20 protein-coding genes are annotated in these 16,109 nt (G+C 32.8%); 19 read left to right on the plus strand and 1 reads right to left on the minus strand.

All coding sequences use genetic code 11. The features are described from left to right. Positions 1 to 219: 219 nt before the first annotated feature. The 6 genes from D7D81_RS11440 to D7D81_RS11465 all read left to right on the plus strand — a co-directional run bounded on the left by D7D81_RS11440 (position 220) and on the right by D7D81_RS11465 (position 5,802). Positions 220 to 1,521: a M18 family aminopeptidase gene (locus tag D7D81_RS11440; RefSeq protein WP_125990091.1), complete on the plus strand. Its 1,302-nt coding sequence runs from the start codon at positions 220 to 222 to the stop codon at positions 1,519 to 1,521. 154 nt (positions 1,522 to 1,675) lie between these two features. Then, positions 1,676 to 2,125 (plus strand): stage V sporulation protein AC, encoded by a 450-nt coding sequence (spoVAC, locus tag D7D81_RS11445; RefSeq protein ID WP_125990093.1) that lies wholly within the window; start codon positions 1,676 to 1,678, stop codon positions 2,123 to 2,125. Between the two features lie 5 nt (positions 2,126 to 2,130). Beyond that, positions 2,131 to 3,147 (plus strand): stage V sporulation protein AD, encoded by a 1,017-nt coding sequence (spoVAD, locus tag D7D81_RS11450; RefSeq protein WP_125990095.1) that lies wholly within the window; start codon positions 2,131 to 2,133, stop codon positions 3,145 to 3,147. Positions 3,148 to 3,152: 5 nt separating this feature from the next. Beyond that, a complete protein-coding gene (gene spoVAE, locus D7D81_RS11455) occupies positions 3,153 to 3,506 on the plus strand; it encodes a stage V sporulation protein AE (RefSeq protein WP_125990097.1) in 354 nt (117 codons plus the stop codon). Positions 3,507 to 3,879: 373 nt separating this feature from the next. After that, complete coding sequence (locus D7D81_RS11460) at positions 3,880 to 5,166, plus strand: MFS transporter (RefSeq protein WP_125990099.1); 1,287 nt, start codon at positions 3,880 to 3,882, stop codon at positions 5,164 to 5,166. A 3-nt stretch (positions 5,167 to 5,169) separates the two neighbouring features. Further along, on the plus strand, positions 5,170 to 5,802 hold the full coding sequence (locus D7D81_RS11465) for a class I SAM-dependent methyltransferase (protein WP_125990101.1): 633 nt from the start codon (positions 5,170 to 5,172) through the stop codon (positions 5,800 to 5,802). On the opposite strand, the gene D7D81_RS11470 is transcribed toward D7D81_RS11465, so the two are convergent. After that, positions 5,788 to 5,937 carry a hypothetical protein gene (locus D7D81_RS11470; protein WP_125990103.1) on the minus strand — a complete coding sequence of 50 codons (150 nt, stop codon included), beginning with the start codon at positions 5,935 to 5,937 and terminating at the stop codon, positions 5,788 to 5,790. The two genes, D7D81_RS11465 and D7D81_RS11470, sit on opposite strands and share 15 nt — an antisense overlap. A 125-nt stretch (positions 5,938 to 6,062) precedes the next feature. Between D7D81_RS11470 and D7D81_RS11475 the strand changes: the two genes are divergently transcribed. From D7D81_RS11475 to D7D81_RS11535, 13 genes are all read left to right on the plus strand, one after another. Then, positions 6,063 to 6,788 (plus strand): YetF domain-containing protein, encoded by a 726-nt coding sequence (locus tag D7D81_RS11475; protein WP_125990105.1) that lies wholly within the window; start codon positions 6,063 to 6,065, stop codon positions 6,786 to 6,788. A 312-nt stretch (positions 6,789 to 7,100) separates the two neighbouring features. Beyond that, positions 7,101 to 7,547 (plus strand): CBS domain-containing protein, encoded by a 447-nt coding sequence (locus D7D81_RS11480; protein ID WP_502699983.1) that lies wholly within the window; start codon positions 7,101 to 7,103, stop codon positions 7,545 to 7,547. Positions 7,548 to 7,552: 5 nt separating this feature from the next. Next, positions 7,553 to 8,836: a cation:proton antiporter gene (locus tag D7D81_RS11485; protein WP_125990108.1), complete on the plus strand. Its 1,284-nt coding sequence runs from the start codon at positions 7,553 to 7,555 to the stop codon at positions 8,834 to 8,836. Positions 8,837 to 8,888: 52 nt separating this feature from the next. Continuing rightward, on the plus strand, positions 8,889 to 9,122 hold the full coding sequence (locus D7D81_RS11490) for a hypothetical protein (RefSeq protein ID WP_125990110.1): 234 nt from the start codon (positions 8,889 to 8,891) through the stop codon (positions 9,120 to 9,122). A gap of 47 nt (positions 9,123 to 9,169) precedes the next feature. Next, positions 9,170 to 9,853, plus strand: coding sequence for a response regulator transcription factor (locus D7D81_RS11495; RefSeq protein WP_125990112.1), 684 nt, complete (start codon positions 9,170 to 9,172; stop codon positions 9,851 to 9,853). Further along, positions 9,843 to 11,225, plus strand: a complete 1,383-nt coding sequence (locus D7D81_RS11500) for a sensor histidine kinase (protein WP_125990114.1) — start codon at positions 9,843 to 9,845, stop codon at positions 11,223 to 11,225. The genes D7D81_RS11495 and D7D81_RS11500 overlap by 11 nt, the downstream gene beginning before the upstream one ends. 135 nt (positions 11,226 to 11,360) lie before the next feature. Next, entirely contained in the window at positions 11,361 to 11,684 is a 324-nt protein-coding gene (locus D7D81_RS11505) for a hypothetical protein (RefSeq protein ID WP_125990116.1), read from the plus strand. 1 nt (position 11,685) lies between these two features. Next, positions 11,686 to 12,741, plus strand: coding sequence for a V-type ATPase subunit (locus D7D81_RS11510; protein WP_125990118.1), 1,056 nt, complete (start codon positions 11,686 to 11,688; stop codon positions 12,739 to 12,741). Positions 12,742 to 12,744: 3 nt separating this feature from the next. Beyond that, positions 12,745 to 14,349, plus strand: a complete 1,605-nt coding sequence (locus D7D81_RS11515; RefSeq protein ID WP_125990120.1) for a V-type ATP synthase subunit I — start codon at positions 12,745 to 12,747, stop codon at positions 14,347 to 14,349. Then, positions 14,307 to 14,663 (plus strand): V-type ATPase 116kDa subunit family protein, encoded by a 357-nt coding sequence (locus tag D7D81_RS11520; protein ID WP_125990122.1) that lies wholly within the window; start codon positions 14,307 to 14,309, stop codon positions 14,661 to 14,663. Before D7D81_RS11515 ends, D7D81_RS11520 begins: the two co-directional genes overlap by 43 nt. A 50-nt stretch (positions 14,664 to 14,713) precedes the next feature. Continuing rightward, a complete protein-coding gene (locus tag D7D81_RS11525; protein ID WP_125990124.1) occupies positions 14,714 to 15,133 on the plus strand; it encodes an ATP synthase subunit C in 420 nt (139 codons plus the stop codon). A 9-nt stretch (positions 15,134 to 15,142) separates the two neighbouring features. After that, a complete protein-coding gene (locus D7D81_RS11530; RefSeq protein ID WP_125990126.1) occupies positions 15,143 to 15,454 on the plus strand; it encodes a V-type ATP synthase subunit F in 312 nt (103 codons plus the stop codon). Positions 15,455 to 15,476: 22 nt separating this feature from the next. After that, positions 15,477 to 16,106 (plus strand): V-type ATP synthase subunit E, encoded by a 630-nt coding sequence (locus D7D81_RS11535; RefSeq protein ID WP_164522231.1) that lies wholly within the window; start codon positions 15,477 to 15,479, stop codon positions 16,104 to 16,106. The last annotated feature ends 3 nt before the right edge of the window (positions 16,107 to 16,109 follow it).

The following is a 16,109-nucleotide window of genomic DNA, read 5'->3' on the forward strand; positions in this document are numbered from 1 at the left end:
GGTGTTTTTTAATTTGGTATTAACTTGTAATAAAAATATACTATAAATAATATATAATATTTTATACTAAGTAAATGTGTCACAGGACTTAATATAATATATCAAGGGCTAACCTGTACGGTAGTCCTTGATATTTTTAAATAGAAAAGTGAATTTATGTAAACTATTTATTAATAAATGAACTGTTTGTTATTTTACTATTTAACAGAGGTGATATAGATGAATAAAAGCGAGGTAGTAATAGAGGAGCTATTAGATTTCATTTACCATAGTCCAACATCTTTCCATACTGTAAAAAATTCTGCTGATATACTTAAACATAATGGTTTTTCAGAACTTAAAGCTAATGAAAATTGGTACTTAGAAAGGAATAAAAGGTATTATTTAAATATTAATGATTCTGCACAAATTGCTTTTGTAACAGGTAGTGCAAGTTTAGATAGGTATGGTTTTCGAATAATTGCCTCACATACTGATTCACCAGGCTTTCGTATTAAACCAGAACCTGAAATGCTTAATTTGAAAAAGTATCTAAAATTAAATACAGAGGTTTATGGTAGTCCAATATTAAATACATGGTTAGACAGGCCTTTGGCACTAGCTGGCAGGCTTAGTATTGCTACAGACAATCCCTTTTTTCCTGATACAAAGTTAATTAATGTTAAAAGACCAATTTTAACTATACCCAATCTTGCTATCCATTTAAATAGGGATGTCAATAAAGGTGTGGAGATAAATAAACAAAAAGGGCTTATGCCTTTGCTGGCTATGGTTACTAATAAATTTGAAGAAAAGGACTTCCTGTTTAGATTTCTCGCCAAAGAGAAGGATATCAGGATAGAACAAATAGTTGACTATGATTTATTCCTTTATGAATATGAACGGGGAAGGGTAATGGGAATGAACAATGAGTTTATATCTTCAAGTAGGCTTGATGACCTTGCTCTGGTTTATGCAAGCATTAAGGCTTTAATTGATGTAGAAAGAAATAAGGCCAGTAGAGTTATGATATTGTTTGATAATGAAGAGATTGGTAGTATGACAAAACAGGGGGCAGATTCACCCTTCTTTACTAATGTTTTAGAACGGGTAGCTATTAATCTGGGATATAATAGGGAAGAATTCTTTTGTGCATTGTCTAATTCATTTATGATTTCAGCAGATATGGCCCATGCAGTTCATCCTAATTATAATGAGAAACATGACCCTACAAATAAAAATTATTTGAATAGTGGTCCTGTTATAAAGATTAGTGCTAATCAAAGATATACCTCTGATAGTGATAGCATTGTAGTGTGTAAAGAATTGTGTAGGAGAGCACAAATACCCTATCAGATTTTTGTTAACCGTTCTGATCAGAGAGGGGGCTCTACCATAGGCCCGGTATCTGCAACTCAATTACCTATCAGATCTGTCGATATTGGAAATCCTTTACTGGCCATGCATTCCATTAGAGAACTGGCCGGTGTAGACGATTTTTTAAATATTGTTAAGTTGTTTAATTTCTTTTACGGAATATAAGATAGGGTTATGTTCTGAAGAAGTAGAATTACATAGTAATAAATTTACAAAGATTCCTAAAACATATAGGTATAATTTTGCTGTCTATTATAAAGATTAAGTATATAAATACAAAAAAATTATAAGAGATTAAGTAAAGGAGACTGTAGAAATAGTGAAGCATATTAATAAAACAAAGGATGAATATCAAAAAGTTGTAACAGGAAATCAGGCCCCTACAGCAAAGTTTGCGAATTTTATTAAAGCCTATATTGTAGGGGGATTTTTTTGTGTTATTGGACAGGGGTTATGGCATATCTATATGTTTGCTAATCTTTCTCAAGAAGATGCAGGGGTTTTAAGTACAATTACAATGATTTTTATTGGGGGCTTATTGACTGGAATAGGGGTTTATGATGAGATAGGACAGTTTGCAGGTGCAGGTTCAATAGTCCCTGTAAGCGGTTTTGCCAATGCAATGGTGTCACCGGCAATGGAGTTCAAACAGGACGGGTTGATTCTGGGATTAGGTGCCAAGATGTTTGATGTTGCAGGTCCGGTGCTGGTTTATGGAATGGTGTCTGCATTTGTAATAGGCTTATTAAAAACAGTATTAGGGGGATAAATAATATGGCTGAAAAATTACAGGGTCAAACAATAAGTTATAAAAACCCACCACATATTATAGCCCATGGTTCTATAGTCGGTCCAGAAGAGGGGAAAGGTCCACTGGGAGATAGTTTTGATCTGGTTTGTGAAGATGTAAAATGTGGGGAAAAAACCTGGGAAAAGGGAGAGAAGAAAATGGTTGCTGATCTTATTGAACTTACTCTCGGTAAAGCCTCAATCTCAGCTTCAGATGTAGATTTTCTAATAGCAGGTGATCTGTTGGACCAAATAATAACTGCTAATTTTGTTTCCCGGGATTATGATATCCCTTTTCTTGGCATTTATGGGGCTTGTTCAACAGCGGTTGAGGCTTTAGCATTGGGGAGTATGAAGATGGATGGTGGGTATGCAGATTGCATACTATGTTTTGCCTCAAGTAATTATCAGACAGCAGAAAGACAATTTAGGACACCATTGGAATATGGGGTCCAGTATACAGGTAATAATCAGTGGACAGTTACAGGGGCAGGTGCATATCTTTTGGGGTGGATAGGTGGAAAGGTCTGGATTACCCATAGTACTATTGGTAAGGTGATAGACCTGGGTATTAAAGATGCTAATGATATGGGAGCTGCTATGGCCCCGGCAGCAGCAGATACTGTTTTACAGCACTTTACTGATTTAAATAGAGGACCGCAGGATTATGATATGATTATAACGGGTGATCTAGCAGGAGTAGGGAAGAAAATTTTGGCCAGTCTATTAGAAGAAAAGAATATTAAAACCGGGAATAAACTTCAGGACTGTGGAGCGATGATTTTTGGTGGTAAGAAGAAATATGGGGCTGGTGGTAGTGGATGTGCAGCATCTGCTGTTATAATAGGTAGTGTAATTATACCACAAATTATAAGTGGAAAATTAAATAGGGTTCTGGTTATTGGAACAGGTGCATTACTGAGCCCCTTAAGTGTTTTGCAGAATGAATCGGTTCCAGGGATAGCCCATGCAGTAGTAATAGAAAAGATACCAGAGGAGTGATAGGATTGGGTAATTATTTTACAGCCTTCTTAATTGGTGGATTAATCTGTGGATTGGGTCAGGTTTTTCTGGATAATACAAAATATAAACCTGCCCACTTATTGGTTGCTTTAGTAGTCCTGGGTGCGGTTTTTACTGGTTTAGGGTGGTATGAACCACTAATAAAGTTTGCTGGTGCAGGTGTAACTATTCCTGTTTCAAATTTTGGTAATATCCTGACTAAAGGTGTTTTACTGGAAGCAGGAAGAGATGGTTTATTGGGTTTGTTTAAGGGTTTACTTGAAGTTGGTAGTGCGGGAATAAGTGCTTCGGTTATTATTGCTTTTTTTATGGCTGTTATATTTAATCCTAAGGCTTGAGTAGTAATATATTTTAGCCGTAAGATAAGATATTTATTTTTAGATATTAATAGGTATAATAGGGTTATATAAGTTATTAAACAATTTATATAAGCAGTATTATGAAATTGGAAAGGGAAGGGAGAACTAATATTATTGGTTTCTTAAAGTACAAACATAAGGATTTTGTAAATAAAACCTCTATCAAGATTAAGTCTGGGATAGGGGTTTTTTCTTGACATTGGTAGATAAAAATGTTATAGATAGATGGACAGAAAAAATATTAAGGGGGTAAATTATATTATGATCTCTTAGTGATAATTTTGGTAAAATTGGCAGAAAAAGTTAAATATATAAAAAATATATATTAGGAAAGGATAATGATAGTTTTATTATGGAAGATAACATTGTATTAGAAGAAAAACCAATTAAAACATCTTTTTATTATGGTTGGATTGTATTAATAATTGCAGCTTTATCTTACTTTTTTTCTGGCCCAGGTCAGACATATTCTATTTCAATTTTTATTGATCATTATATTGATAAATTTAACTGGAGCCGGTCTTTGATCTCCAGTCTTTATTCAATGGCTACCCTGGGTTCAGGTTTAATTATGACAGGGGTTGGTAGGTACATAGATAAACTCGGCCAGCGTAAAATGTTAACGATTGTTTCTTTTGTTTTTGGTCTGGCCTGTTTCTGGATGAGTAGTATTTTCAACCCAATTATGATCTTTATAGGTTTTTTATTTTTACGTTTATTAGGTCAGGGTTCAATGACTTTAATTCCACAGACACTAATACCACACTGGTTTAAAAACAAAAGGGGATTTGCCTTAAGTATAATGGGGCTTGGAGGTGTTATTGCTTCCAGTTTGTTGCCTCCTTTAAACAACTGGATGATAGGGAGTCTGGGATTGAAATTCACCTGGTGGTTCTGGGGTATTCTACTTATTTTCTTAATGACTCCACTGGGATGGTTTTTTATTCGCAACAAACCAGAGAATATAGGTTTAACACCTGATGGTGTTGAAAAAGGTGATTTTAGAGCAAAGATAACTCCCCGGGTTTATATGAGTAATGACCCATGGACTTTAAAACAGGCAATGACTACCCGGGCATTCTGGTTTATGATTTATTGTATTGTAGTGCCTTCACTGGTTAACACAGGCTTAACTTTTCATATGGTATCTATAGTTACTGAAAAAGGTTTTTCATCAGGTTTTGCTGCTTATATTTTAAGTATTTCTGCAATAATACGTTTACCAATTACTTTTTTAGCAGGCTATTTGTTAGATAGGATAAGGGTTCATATCCTTAAAGCTGTAAATTTTTTTCTTCTGGCAGGGGCATTATTTTTAATCTTACAGGCTGATAGTAAAATTACCTTAATAATATATGCCCTGGTTCATGGTGTATTTATGGTTTTTGATAATGTAAGTACTGGGGTGCTCTGGCCGAATTATTTTGGTAATAAGTATTTGGGGAGTATACGTGGATTTACGATGACAGCGATAGTAATAGGTTCATCATTAGGTCCTCTGCCTTTTGGTATAGCCTATGATCATTTTGGCGGCTATAAGGAGGTAATGATTATTACGATGATTTTACCAATACTTGCTATCATAGCAGCATTTGTTTCTCCGCCACCAGAGTATACGGCAGAAAAGGGTGAAAAATAAAAAATGGATTGTAAAATATGTAATAATAAGATACTTGACAGATTGGAATTAGAGTCTGTATATTATTATTGTCCCAAATGTAATCTAATCTTCATAGATGAAGTCTCAATTCTTGATAGTATTGAAGAAAAAAGTAGATATGAAGAACATGAAAACGGCCATGAAAATAAAGGCTATGTAAGAATGTTTGAGATTTTTATTAAGCAGGTAATTGAACCATATATAAGTAAGACCGGATTAGTACTGGATTTTGGCTGTGGTCCAGGACCTGTTCTGGGGGATCTTTTAAAAGAGAGGGATTTTACTGTTGAACAATATGATCCTTATTTTTTTCCAGAACGGGTTTTTGAGGGTAAAAAATATGATTTAATTACATCTACAGAGGTATTTGAACATTTAAAAGACCCTCTTCAGGAAATGGATAAGTTATATGAACACCTTAAAAAAGATGCTTATCTGGCTATCATGACCTCTTTTCATCCAGGTGTTGATGACTTTGCAGACTGGTGGTATAAAAGGGATCCTACCCATATTACCTTTTATAATAGTAATACTTTTAAAGAGATTGCCAGGAAATATAATTTGGAGATAGTATTTGAAGATAGAGATAAATATTGTTTGTTAAAAAAAAGATAGAACTAATACAGACCTCCAGGCTATTTTCTGGAGGTTTGTATTAATCTCAGGGTCCTGAATCCTAAAATTCCGGGAAAAATATTGCAATCCTGCTTTTAATTTTCCATTTGCACCTCCGAACTTTTCCTGGAGCATAGTGGCATAAATGGGATTGATTTGGTCGATTTTCACATGAGATATATTAATTTGCTGGTTTCTGTATTAAACTATAGGATAATGTATAGGCTATACATACATAGTAAATTATTGGGGGTTCAATAATGAAGATAATAATTGAAGTGATTTTGCAGACCATCCTGGCTTTTTTTGCTATACTTTTTTTTACCAGATTAATAGGAAAAAAACAGATAGCAGAGTTGACCTTTTATGATTATATAAATGGCATTACCTTTGGCTCGATTGCTGCTACACTGGCAACTGATATATCACAAAAGACGTGGCAGCATTTTATTGGTTTATTGCTCTTTGCAGCTTTGACATTTTTAATGCAATATATAACCTTAAAAAATAGAACTGCCCTTAAGGTTATTGAAGGTGAGCCCACAGTTCTGATACATAAAGGGAAGATTTTAGAAAAAAACATGAGGGAAACAAGAATAAATATGGAGGATTTACTATCTGAGTTAAGATTGAATAATATTTTTGATATTAGAGATGTGCATTATGCTATTCTGGAGACAGATGGGAAATTGAGTGTTCTGCCTAATGCTGATAAAAAACCACTTACTCCCAGTGATATAAAACAGCCCGGTCAGGAGGAAGCAGTCAATTCGGAACTTATAGTAGATGGAAAGATAATTAAACAAAATATAAAGCAGCATGGACTAAATAGTAAGTGGTTAAGGGAACAATTGAAAAACAATAATATTGAGAAGGTAGAGGATGTTGTTTATGCTGCCTATAATCCTATAGATGGTAGTCTATATTTTGACCTTAGAGAAGATAAACTGGGCAAGGATAAATTAGATATAAGTGATATAGAATAACTTATAATTTTTCTTTTTTATATAAGTAGTAAAGTATAGCAAAGGAAAAGATGATAAAGAGAATAGTAGATAAGAATTTCAAAAAAATATCCATAGTAAAGCCTCCTTTGATGATGACTTTTTCTTATTATACCTAGTTTTTTATATTTGATACTTGTAAAAATAAAATTAAGTATTATTATAGATCATAATCTTTTTGATTATGATTTTTTTATACAATAAACGTTATTACAAATTTTTTAATTTGTTTTTAATCTAATCTTGTTATAATTTCTATAAAGTTATTTTATGTATATTCAAGGAGGGATGGTCTTGTATATAAAGGATTTTATGATAAGGAATATGACCTCTGTTTGTGATTGTGATACATTAGAATATGCTATTGAGTTGATGCAGAAAACACAGATGACCGTATTACCTGTAGTAGATAAGAAAAATATATATTTAGGTAGTATTTATAGTAGAAATCTACTTAAGAATATCTTGCCAGAGGAATATGGCTATCTGGAAAGTGCTCGATTATTACATAATGTAAATCAAGCTGCTAATAATTTGCATGAAATACGCAGGAAATTAGTTAAAGATTATATGTCTAAAAAAGTGATTGCCCTTAAGGATTCAGATGAGATGAAACATGTAGCCGAGATAATGTTAAAAAATAAGGAGTCTGTTTTATTTATCACCAATGAAATTGGTAGACTGAGGGGTTACATTAATAGAGGGGATTTGCTTTATTATTTGTTGAAAGCAGGTGAATAGATTAGATGAGTAGTTTAAAATCAGTAGAAGACCTACAAGGACTACAAGACTGGTTTGTATTAAATGGGGTCGGTGATATTGACCTATATATAATTGCTCTATTAATATTTCTGGCTATGTTGATAGTTCTATTAGTAAAAAAAATGCACATTCCCATTGTAGTTGGTTATGTTTTTCTTGGCATGTTGTTAAGTGTAAGTGTTATCAACTGTTTGCCTTTTTTATCGGCTGAGGTTAAAAGATGGTATGCCTTTTCGGTTGAGACATTTGACTATATACCAGACCTTGCCCTGGCTTTTATAGCTTTTACAATAGGAAGTGAGTTATCTATTAAGATCCTTAAAAGTTTAGGAAAAAAGATTATTTTAATAGTTTTTTTTGAATCAATAGGTGCTTTCCTGTTAGTTTTTCTAGCCTTATTGTCAATAGGCCAACCATTTTATCTGGCAATAATCTTAGGTGCTATTGCTTCAGCTACGGCTCCAGCGGCAACGGTTATGGTTTTAAAGGAATATAATGCCCAGGGTCCACTGACATCAACTTTGTTAGCTGTAGTAGGGATTGATGATGCCTTGGCTCTTACTTTATTTAGTTTTGCTGAACCTATTTCATTAATTAAAATTTCTGGTACTGGTAGTTTATCACTGAGCAATGCCTTTTTTATACCTTTATGTGAAGTATTAGTCTCTGTTCTTTTAGGGGGAATTATTGGATTTATTTCTATTAAATTAATAGTTAAGTATGAAGATAAAACTAAAAAAATATTAATTCTGGCAGCAACGGTAATTGGAACTTCTGCTATTTCAGTAATATGGGGGATATCTCCTTTAATTAGTAATATGGCAGTTGGTTTTTCCTATAGAAATTTTGCTAAAAAAAACCCTGGTATAGCAGAATACTTAGAGGTTTTTACAATCCCACTCTATGCCATGTTCTTTATCTTAGCAGGTACTAAAATCAGGATCATGGCTGTCAGTTCAATAGGGTTTTTAATAATGGCATTAGTTTATACCCTGGCCCGCATGATTGGCAAAGTAGGTGGGGCTTCTTTAGGGGCTTATCTGGCAGATGCTGAACCAAAGATAAAGAAATATATTGGGATGGGATTATTATCTCAGGTTGGTGTAGCGGTAGCCCTAGCATATACTGTTCAAAAAGACTATGCTGCTTTTCCGAAGATAGGATTGATGGTCTTTAATATACTTTTATTTACGACTGCTTTAACTGAGGTTATTGGTCCATTAATGACCAAATATGCTGTGATTCATAGTGGTGAAGCCAGCAATTAATTTATAGTTTTACACTATACCATTTTGAAATTTTAAAGGAGTATGAATTTTAATGAATGATAAAAAAACAGAACAATTACAGATTAATTTACCAGTGGAAATAAAGGAATGCTTGTTAAAACAAGCAGTAAGTAAAGGAATGTCTAATGATGAATTTATTAATAAAATATTAGCTGATTATGCAGAAAAACACAAGGACGAGAACGTTGATAATCTTCTTAACAATGAGAAAAGTGAATATAAAGAAATTATTGATGAACTACTTGAAATACTGCGTAAATTTTAGTTTAATTATAAATAAAATACCAGTATTATTTAAGGGTGTGTTAAAAAATGCGTATTTTACTTGTTGAAGATGAAGAGGATTTAGCTGTTACTATTCAAAAAAGATTAGTGAGTGAACATTTTATAGTTGATATTGCTTATAATGGGGAAGAGGCTATTGATCAAACTATAGCAAATGATTATGATTTGATAATATTGGATATTATGTTACCAGAAAAGAGTGGTTTAGAGGTTCTTGAAGAATTAAGGGAATGGGAAGATAATACCCCTGTTTTAGTTTTAACAGCCCGGGATAGTTTGGAAGACAAGGTTAAAGGCTTAAACATGGGGGCTGATGATTATCTAACAAAACCATTTGCTTTTGAAGAACTACTGGCTAGAATTAAGACCTTATTGCGGAGGGGGGTGCGAGAAAATAGTAATGTAATAAAAAATGGTAACCTGGTAGTAAATACGGTTGAATATCAGGTCTACAGAGGAGATAAAAGGATTGATTTAACCTCTAAAGAATATTCTCTCCTGGAGTATTTATTGCGTAATAGGGGATATCCTTTGACAAGGGGGCAGATAGAAGAACATGTCTGGGGTTACATGAGTGGCAATAATTCAAATGTTGTCGATGTTTATATACGTTTTCTTAGGAAAAAAATAGATGATGGGTTTTCTGAGAAGTTGATAGAAACAATACGGGGCAAGGGCTATAGAATGAGGGTAATCAAAGATGAAAAATAGGGATGTCTATAAACGTATTTCTTTAAAATCTATTCTGACCATCTGGTATATGTTGATACTTTTGCTTGTCTTAACTATTTTTAGTCTATTTTTATATTTTCATATGAAAAGCGAATTATATCAGGAAGTGGCCAGTTTTTTGCAAATTGAGGTAGCTAGTATTAATAATGAGTTAAAGGAAGAGAATATAGAGGAACAGCAATTTGTTGATCTATTTAAAAATTTTGATAACAAATATAGTACCCTGGCATTTTATAGTGAATCAGGCCGCTTACTTTTAGGTGATTTGGAAAATAATATTATAAAGAGAAAGATTACAAGTTCTTCCTTTTATAAAATTGTAATGGGCTCAGAGTATAAGTGGGCTATTATCTGTAAACCACGGATTGTTAAAGGAGAGATAGTCGGTTATACAGTATTGGCCAGGTCTCTAATCCATGAGGAAAAAACCCTGAAAAAATTACTTGCGATTATATTCTTCGGTTTACCATTAACATTATTAATTGCCAGTGGTGGAGGATATTTCTTGGCCAGACGGGCACTCTTACCGATAGATAAAATATCTCATACTGCAAGAAAGATTAGTCATAGTAATCTTTCACGTAGAATTGAAATGGGTACAGCAAATAATGATGAAATTGGCCGGCTATCAAATACACTCAATGAATTATTAGCAAGATTAGACAAGGCCTTTTACCGACAAAAACAGTTTACGGCAGATGCCTCACATGAACTGCGTACACCTGTTGCTGTTATCCGTGCTCAGGTCGAGGAGGTATTAGATAAGAAAAAAGTTACTAAGGAGGAATATCATGAAGTATTAATTGCCATCAAGAAACAGGTTGAACATATGGCTAATATGATTAGTCAAATGTTAATGTTGTCCAGGGCCGATGATAATCAAAAAAATTTAGAAAAAGAAGCCTTTGATTTAGACTTCTTAATTGATGTCCTTATTGAGGAAATGGAGAGTATTGCTCAATCCAAAAATATTGTGCTAAAGAAGGAGGTAGTAACTAAACCACTAATAATTGAGGCTGATATGAGTTTAATTACACAATTATTATTAAACCTGATAGATAATGCTATAAAATATAGTTACCCAGATGGAATAATTATTATTAAGGCTAATATGATGATGAAATATGTCAAGATTGATGTAATTGATCAGGGACCTGGTATACCAGCAGAACATCTGCAAAGTATATTTGAACGTTTTTACCGGGTAGATAAATCCAGGTCAAGGAAAGAGGGAGGAAGTGGTTTGGGTTTATCTATTTGTCGTTGGATTGTGAAAGCTCATAAGGGGAAAATAACAGTGGATAGTCAAGTAGGTAAAGGGACTAGCTTTTCGGTTTATTTACCAAAATAATAAATTGTTGAGTATTTGTTATATTATATTTAGGGATTTCCTTTTTTAACAGCCACATTGAAAAATATTTTTTCAATCATATAGATTAAAAGTTGCCGAACGTAGTGAGGTTAATTCAAAGGGGTGTGATTACTTTTGCAGGAAGAGTTAATTGAGAAACTTATCAATATTGAAGAAGATGCCAGAAAATTGAAAGCAGAGGCAGAGGATGAAATTGATAAACTTGAGCAAAAATATCAAGAGCGCATGTCGCGTGAAGAAAGGGTAAGGATTAGAGAAGCCAAAAACAAGGGGGAAAAATTACTTGGAGATACGGTTGAAGAAGCTGTTAAATATGCAAACAGGGTAAAAAAAGAGTCAGAGAGAGAAATAGGTGAGAATGAAGAGAGATATTCAAAGATAAAGGATTCATTACTTAATAAATATTTTAAAATAATAACTGGGAATAAGGGTGTATAAAATGGGATTAGCTGTGCAATATCCGGTAATAAATGCTAAAATCAGGGCCTTAATAAGTAAAATGCTGGATAATGAAGATTACCGTAATATTATCAAGCTATCTTCTGTTCAGGATATCTTTAATTATTTATATAATAATACCTATTATCATGATAAACTTGCAGAGTTATTTGGGGTTGAAATCCACAGGAGGAGATTTGAATCTACTTTAAAGAAAACCTTTATAGATGATTACCATGTAATAATGAGGTTTTTGAAATCAGGTAGTAGGGATTTCTTTAAGCAATTTTTTGCTAAGTTTGAAATTGAAGATATTAAAATGTTATTACGGACAATTCTAATTGAACATGATGAGGAATACTTAAAAGAAGGTTTAATTTATCTAGGAAATATTGGGGAAATAGACATTAAAAGTCTTACGGCTATTAAATCCTACCAGGACCTGTTGACAGTTTTTGAGGATACAATCTACTATAATGTTCTTAACAGATTTGCTGATAGATATGAGAGAGACCGCAATCTATTTCCGGTAGAGATGTCTCTTGACTTTCAGTATTTTTCCAGGCTTGAAGAGTTGGGGAAAAAATTAGGGGGTAGTGATTATAGGTATATCGAGGATTTGATGGGGACGGAAGCTGATTTATTAAATATACAGTGGATATATCGAATTAAGAAATACTATAATCTATCTTCCGGTGAAATATTGAACTATCTTATTCCATTTCATTATAAAATTAGCAGGGATAATTTTAAAAAGATGAGCCAGGTAGTTAAAGCTACTGATATGGAAAAATATATTAGATATAATAAATACCAAGAAGTATTCAAAAAAGCCATATCAGGTAATAGTGATATATTTGGAAAATACTATTTAGCTTTCTTATTAAAAAAGTCAATTAAAGTAAAATCTACTAGTTTTTTTAATATAGGTAATATTATCGCCTATTTAATTATTAAGGAATGTGAGATAAGGGATATTATTACTATAGTTGAAGGGGTTCGCTATTCCCTGCCAACAGATAAGATAAAAGAATATTTGATTAGGGATGGTGTTTAATGAATGGCTATTGCTGCAGTAAAAAAATTTCAGATAGCTGGTTTAAAAAAAGAGATTGACTTGATCTCCAGGGAAATAATTAAAAATGATCATATTGAACTTATTGCAAGAGAGAGTTCAACCAAAAATTTCAAGTCTTATCTTAGAAATAACCCCTATATAGATTTGTTAAATGAAATAAAGGAGATAATGGATATATTAAAAATTAATAGTAGTAACTCTGGGATAGAGTTTGCTGACTTTAACAATTTAAATCTTGAAAATATAAAAAAATATATGAAACCCCTTAGGAAAAGAATTAATAGATTAGAGCGCCTGGAAAAAAAATTTGATCAGGAAGAAAATAGATTGAAGAATCTTAAACATCATGTCTATCTGATGAGAAATATGGATATTGACCTGGGTGAATTAAAGGAATTATCATATATTTCATTGATATTTGGAAGTATCAATAAAGAGGGTTATCATCGTCTTATTGAAAATATAAATGACCTGCCTATTCTTGTTTTAGAGGTAAACCGGGATGATGAAAAGGTTTGGTTTTTTACCTTTACTAAAAAAGAGCATCATGAAAAGGCCTTAAATATCCTTAAATCCGCTTATTTTGAACAGATTAAATTGCCCCCTAGGGTTAAAGGACAGCCTAGATATATTTTAAAGAGAATAGAGCATAGGTTAGGTAGAATAGCTATTTTGCGTGAACAGATAGCCTTAGAATATAAGAAAATGAGCCACCGCAGTTCAGAACAATTAATTACTTATCTAGCACATTTAAAGTTTTATAACAAAATTAAAGAAATAGCTAATCAGTATTATAGTGAATCAGAGCATATATTTATTTTGACTGGTTGGATTAGTGCCTATCATGAAAATGATTTTGCAGAAGAAATAAAAAGTAAATATAAAAATGTGCTTTATTTTAGTAAGGATATTTCTCCAAAGAGCGAGGAAAAGCCGCCAACAATTATGAAAAATCCCGCCTGGGTTAAACCCTTTGAATCTCTGGTAAAACTCTATGGTGTTCCTGCTTATAATGAAAAGGACCCTTCATTATTCCTGGCAATCACGTATATTCTTATGTTTGGTATGATGTTTGGGGACCTGGGACAGGGTTTTGTTTTTACATTCCTAGGGTGGTTAATATATAGTGGTAGATTATCTATAAGCAGTAGAGATAATTCTTATTTGTTCATAAGTCTTGGGATTTCCTCAATGTTCTTCGGTTTATTATATGGTAGTATTTTTGGTATGGAAGATATTATACCGGCATTATTGATCAGGCCGATGGATAATATTATGACCTGGTTAGGTATAACAGTAATTTTAGGTATAATATTGTTGATTATAAGTATGTTGTTTAATCTTAGTAATTCATATCAAAGAAAAGACCTGGCAGAGGGTGTTTTTTCACGCAATGGTTTTAGTGGTTTGTTTTTCTATCTCTTTGCCTTAGCATCACTGGCATCTTTATTGATGAGAGGGAAATTGATTTTTTCACCATTACTCACCTTTGTTTTATTGATAATTCCTTTGCTGATGATATTTTTTAAAGCCCCCTGGCAAGTATGGTTAAGGGAGAGGGTTGGGTTATTCCTGGAAAGACATTAGAGTATTTTCTAGAGTCTTCTTTTGAATTATTTGATACACTATTAGCCTATATGAGTAACACTATTTCATTTGTCAGGATAGGTGCTTTTACCTTAAATCATGTTGGTTTATCAATGGCAGTTATAATTTTATCAGAAATGATGAGTAAAAATATAAGTAGTCTATTGATTTTAATAGTAGGTAATCTTGTAATAATGGGATTGGAGGGTTTAGTTGTAGGGATTCAGATCCTTAGGCTTGAATTCTTTGAACTCTTTGGTAAGTTTTATCGTGGGGATGGAAAAGAATTTGCCCCAGTTAGAATTAATGATTGATGATTTGCATTTATTTATATTAAAAAACTATAAGAAAAGGGGAGTTTAAAATGACAACAGGATTAATTATTGGTTCTTTAATTTTACTGGCAGTCTTAGGTGGAGGTTTTTCTGTCTATAAGTTTAGGGTAAGGTGGTTTAGATCTGCTTATTTTGCTTTTAATATCACCTTATTAGTCTTCTTATTTTTCTGGGGAGTTAGTTTGGCATTTCCACATCTGGTTTATGCAGCTGAGGCTAATGAAACAGTTAGTTCTGGTAATAGTTTGGGTTATCTTGCTGCTGGTCTATCTGTGGGTATTGCTTCAATTGGCGCTGGGATTGCAGTTGGTATTGCTGGTTCTGCAGCAATTGGTGCTATTAGTGAAAAACCAGAGATATTGGGTAGGGCACTTATTATTATAGGACTGGCTGAAGGTATTGCTATTTATGGTTTGATTATATCTATTATGATCCTAGGTAGGTTATAGGTGTAAAAAATGAAGATATTTTGTATTAGTGATAATATAGATACCAATATTGGTCTGCGCTTAGTAGGAGTAGATGGGGTAGTTGTTCATGGGAAAGAAGAGGTAATAGAGGTAATTAACACTGCGAGAAATAATAGAGATATCGGTATACTGCTTATTACTAGAAAACTTGCTAAATTGGTTCCTGATATCATAGATGATTTAAAATTGTCAGCTAATTTACCTCTTATTATTGAAATACCTGATCGGCATGTAAAAAAAGATGAAGATAATGAATATATCACTAGATATGTCAGGGAGTCAATTGGTATTAAAGTATAGAAATATATTGGGGTGTATGCCTATGGATATTGAAAAAAAAGTAATGACAATAAGAGGGGAGATTATAGATGAAGTAAAGGAAAAAAAGGAAAGACTTCTCCTTCAAGAACAAGAAAAATGGGATCAAGAATACAGAGATTTTCAGGATAGACTTAAGGGAAAGGAAGAAGAAATAGAACTTTATTATCAACAGGAAGCCCAGAAAAAGCGGGAACAGATAATTTCAAGGGCCATTTTAGATAGAAAAAAAGCCTATAGAAATAATATAGATGAATGTATTGCTAGATTTAAGAAAGAACTGAGAAAACAACTTGAGTCATTTCGAACAAAAACGGAATACATGAAATTTCTACTTGATTCTATTAAAGAAAGTATCAAATTATTAGAGGGTAGCAGTTTTATTATAAATATGAGTAAAGAGGATATTACTCTAAGTGAAAACTTAGTTAAGGAATTAGCAGAGGAATTACCTGATTATCGTTTTACAATCAAAGAAAATCAAACAGCTATGTCAGGTGGTGTGATTGTTAAAACCAGTGATGGTAATGAAATAGTGGAAATTACCTTTGATAGTTTGATTAAAGGTTATCAGGAGAAGATAGCATTGGAGATACAGGAGAATGTTTTTTTACAGTCTAAGGCTAGGAGTTGATGT

Origin of the sequence: Halocella sp. SP3-1 (genome assembly GCF_003953885.1) — a bacterium.
Lineage (GTDB): Bacteria > Bacillota > Halanaerobiia > Halanaerobiales > DTU029 > Iocasia > Iocasia fonsfrigidae.

Excerpts from the sequence above, each read along its gene's own strand:
- D7D81_RS11510 (WP_125990118.1), top strand. The coding sequence starts at position 11,686 with ATGGGATTAGCTGTGCAATATCCGGTAATAAATGCTAAAATCAGGGCC.
- D7D81_RS11500 (WP_125990114.1), top strand. The coding sequence starts at position 9,843 with ATGAAAAATAGGGATGTCTATAAACGTATTTCTTTAAAATCTATTCTG.
- D7D81_RS11460 (WP_125990099.1), top strand. The coding sequence starts at position 3,880 with ATGGAAGATAACATTGTATTAGAAGAAAAACCAATTAAAACATCTTTT.
- D7D81_RS11470 (WP_125990103.1), bottom strand. The coding sequence starts at position 5,937 with ATGCTCCAGGAAAAGTTCGGAGGTGCAAATGGAAAATTAAAAGCAGGA.
- D7D81_RS11485 (WP_125990108.1), top strand. The coding sequence starts at position 7,553 with ATGAGTAGTTTAAAATCAGTAGAAGACCTACAAGGACTACAAGACTGG.
- D7D81_RS11475 (WP_125990105.1), top strand. The coding sequence starts at position 6,063 with ATGAAGATAATAATTGAAGTGATTTTGCAGACCATCCTGGCTTTTTTT.
- D7D81_RS11530 (WP_125990126.1), top strand. The coding sequence starts at position 15,143 with ATGAAGATATTTTGTATTAGTGATAATATAGATACCAATATTGGTCTG.
- D7D81_RS11525 (WP_125990124.1), top strand. The coding sequence starts at position 14,714 with ATGACAACAGGATTAATTATTGGTTCTTTAATTTTACTGGCAGTCTTA.
- D7D81_RS11465 (WP_125990101.1), top strand. The coding sequence starts at position 5,170 with ATGGATTGTAAAATATGTAATAATAAGATACTTGACAGATTGGAATTA.
- D7D81_RS11520 (WP_125990122.1), top strand. The coding sequence starts at position 14,307 with ATGGTTAAGGGAGAGGGTTGGGTTATTCCTGGAAAGACATTAGAGTAT.
- D7D81_RS11490 (WP_125990110.1), top strand. The coding sequence starts at position 8,889 with ATGAATGATAAAAAAACAGAACAATTACAGATTAATTTACCAGTGGAA.
- D7D81_RS11495 (WP_125990112.1), top strand. The coding sequence starts at position 9,170 with ATGCGTATTTTACTTGTTGAAGATGAAGAGGATTTAGCTGTTACTATT.
- D7D81_RS11515 (WP_125990120.1), top strand. The coding sequence starts at position 12,745 with ATGGCTATTGCTGCAGTAAAAAAATTTCAGATAGCTGGTTTAAAAAAA.
- D7D81_RS11440 (WP_125990091.1), top strand. The coding sequence starts at position 220 with ATGAATAAAAGCGAGGTAGTAATAGAGGAGCTATTAGATTTCATTTAC.
- spoVAD (WP_125990095.1), top strand. The coding sequence starts at position 2,131 with ATGGCTGAAAAATTACAGGGTCAAACAATAAGTTATAAAAACCCACCA.
- D7D81_RS11535 (WP_164522231.1), top strand. The coding sequence starts at position 15,477 with ATGGATATTGAAAAAAAAGTAATGACAATAAGAGGGGAGATTATAGAT.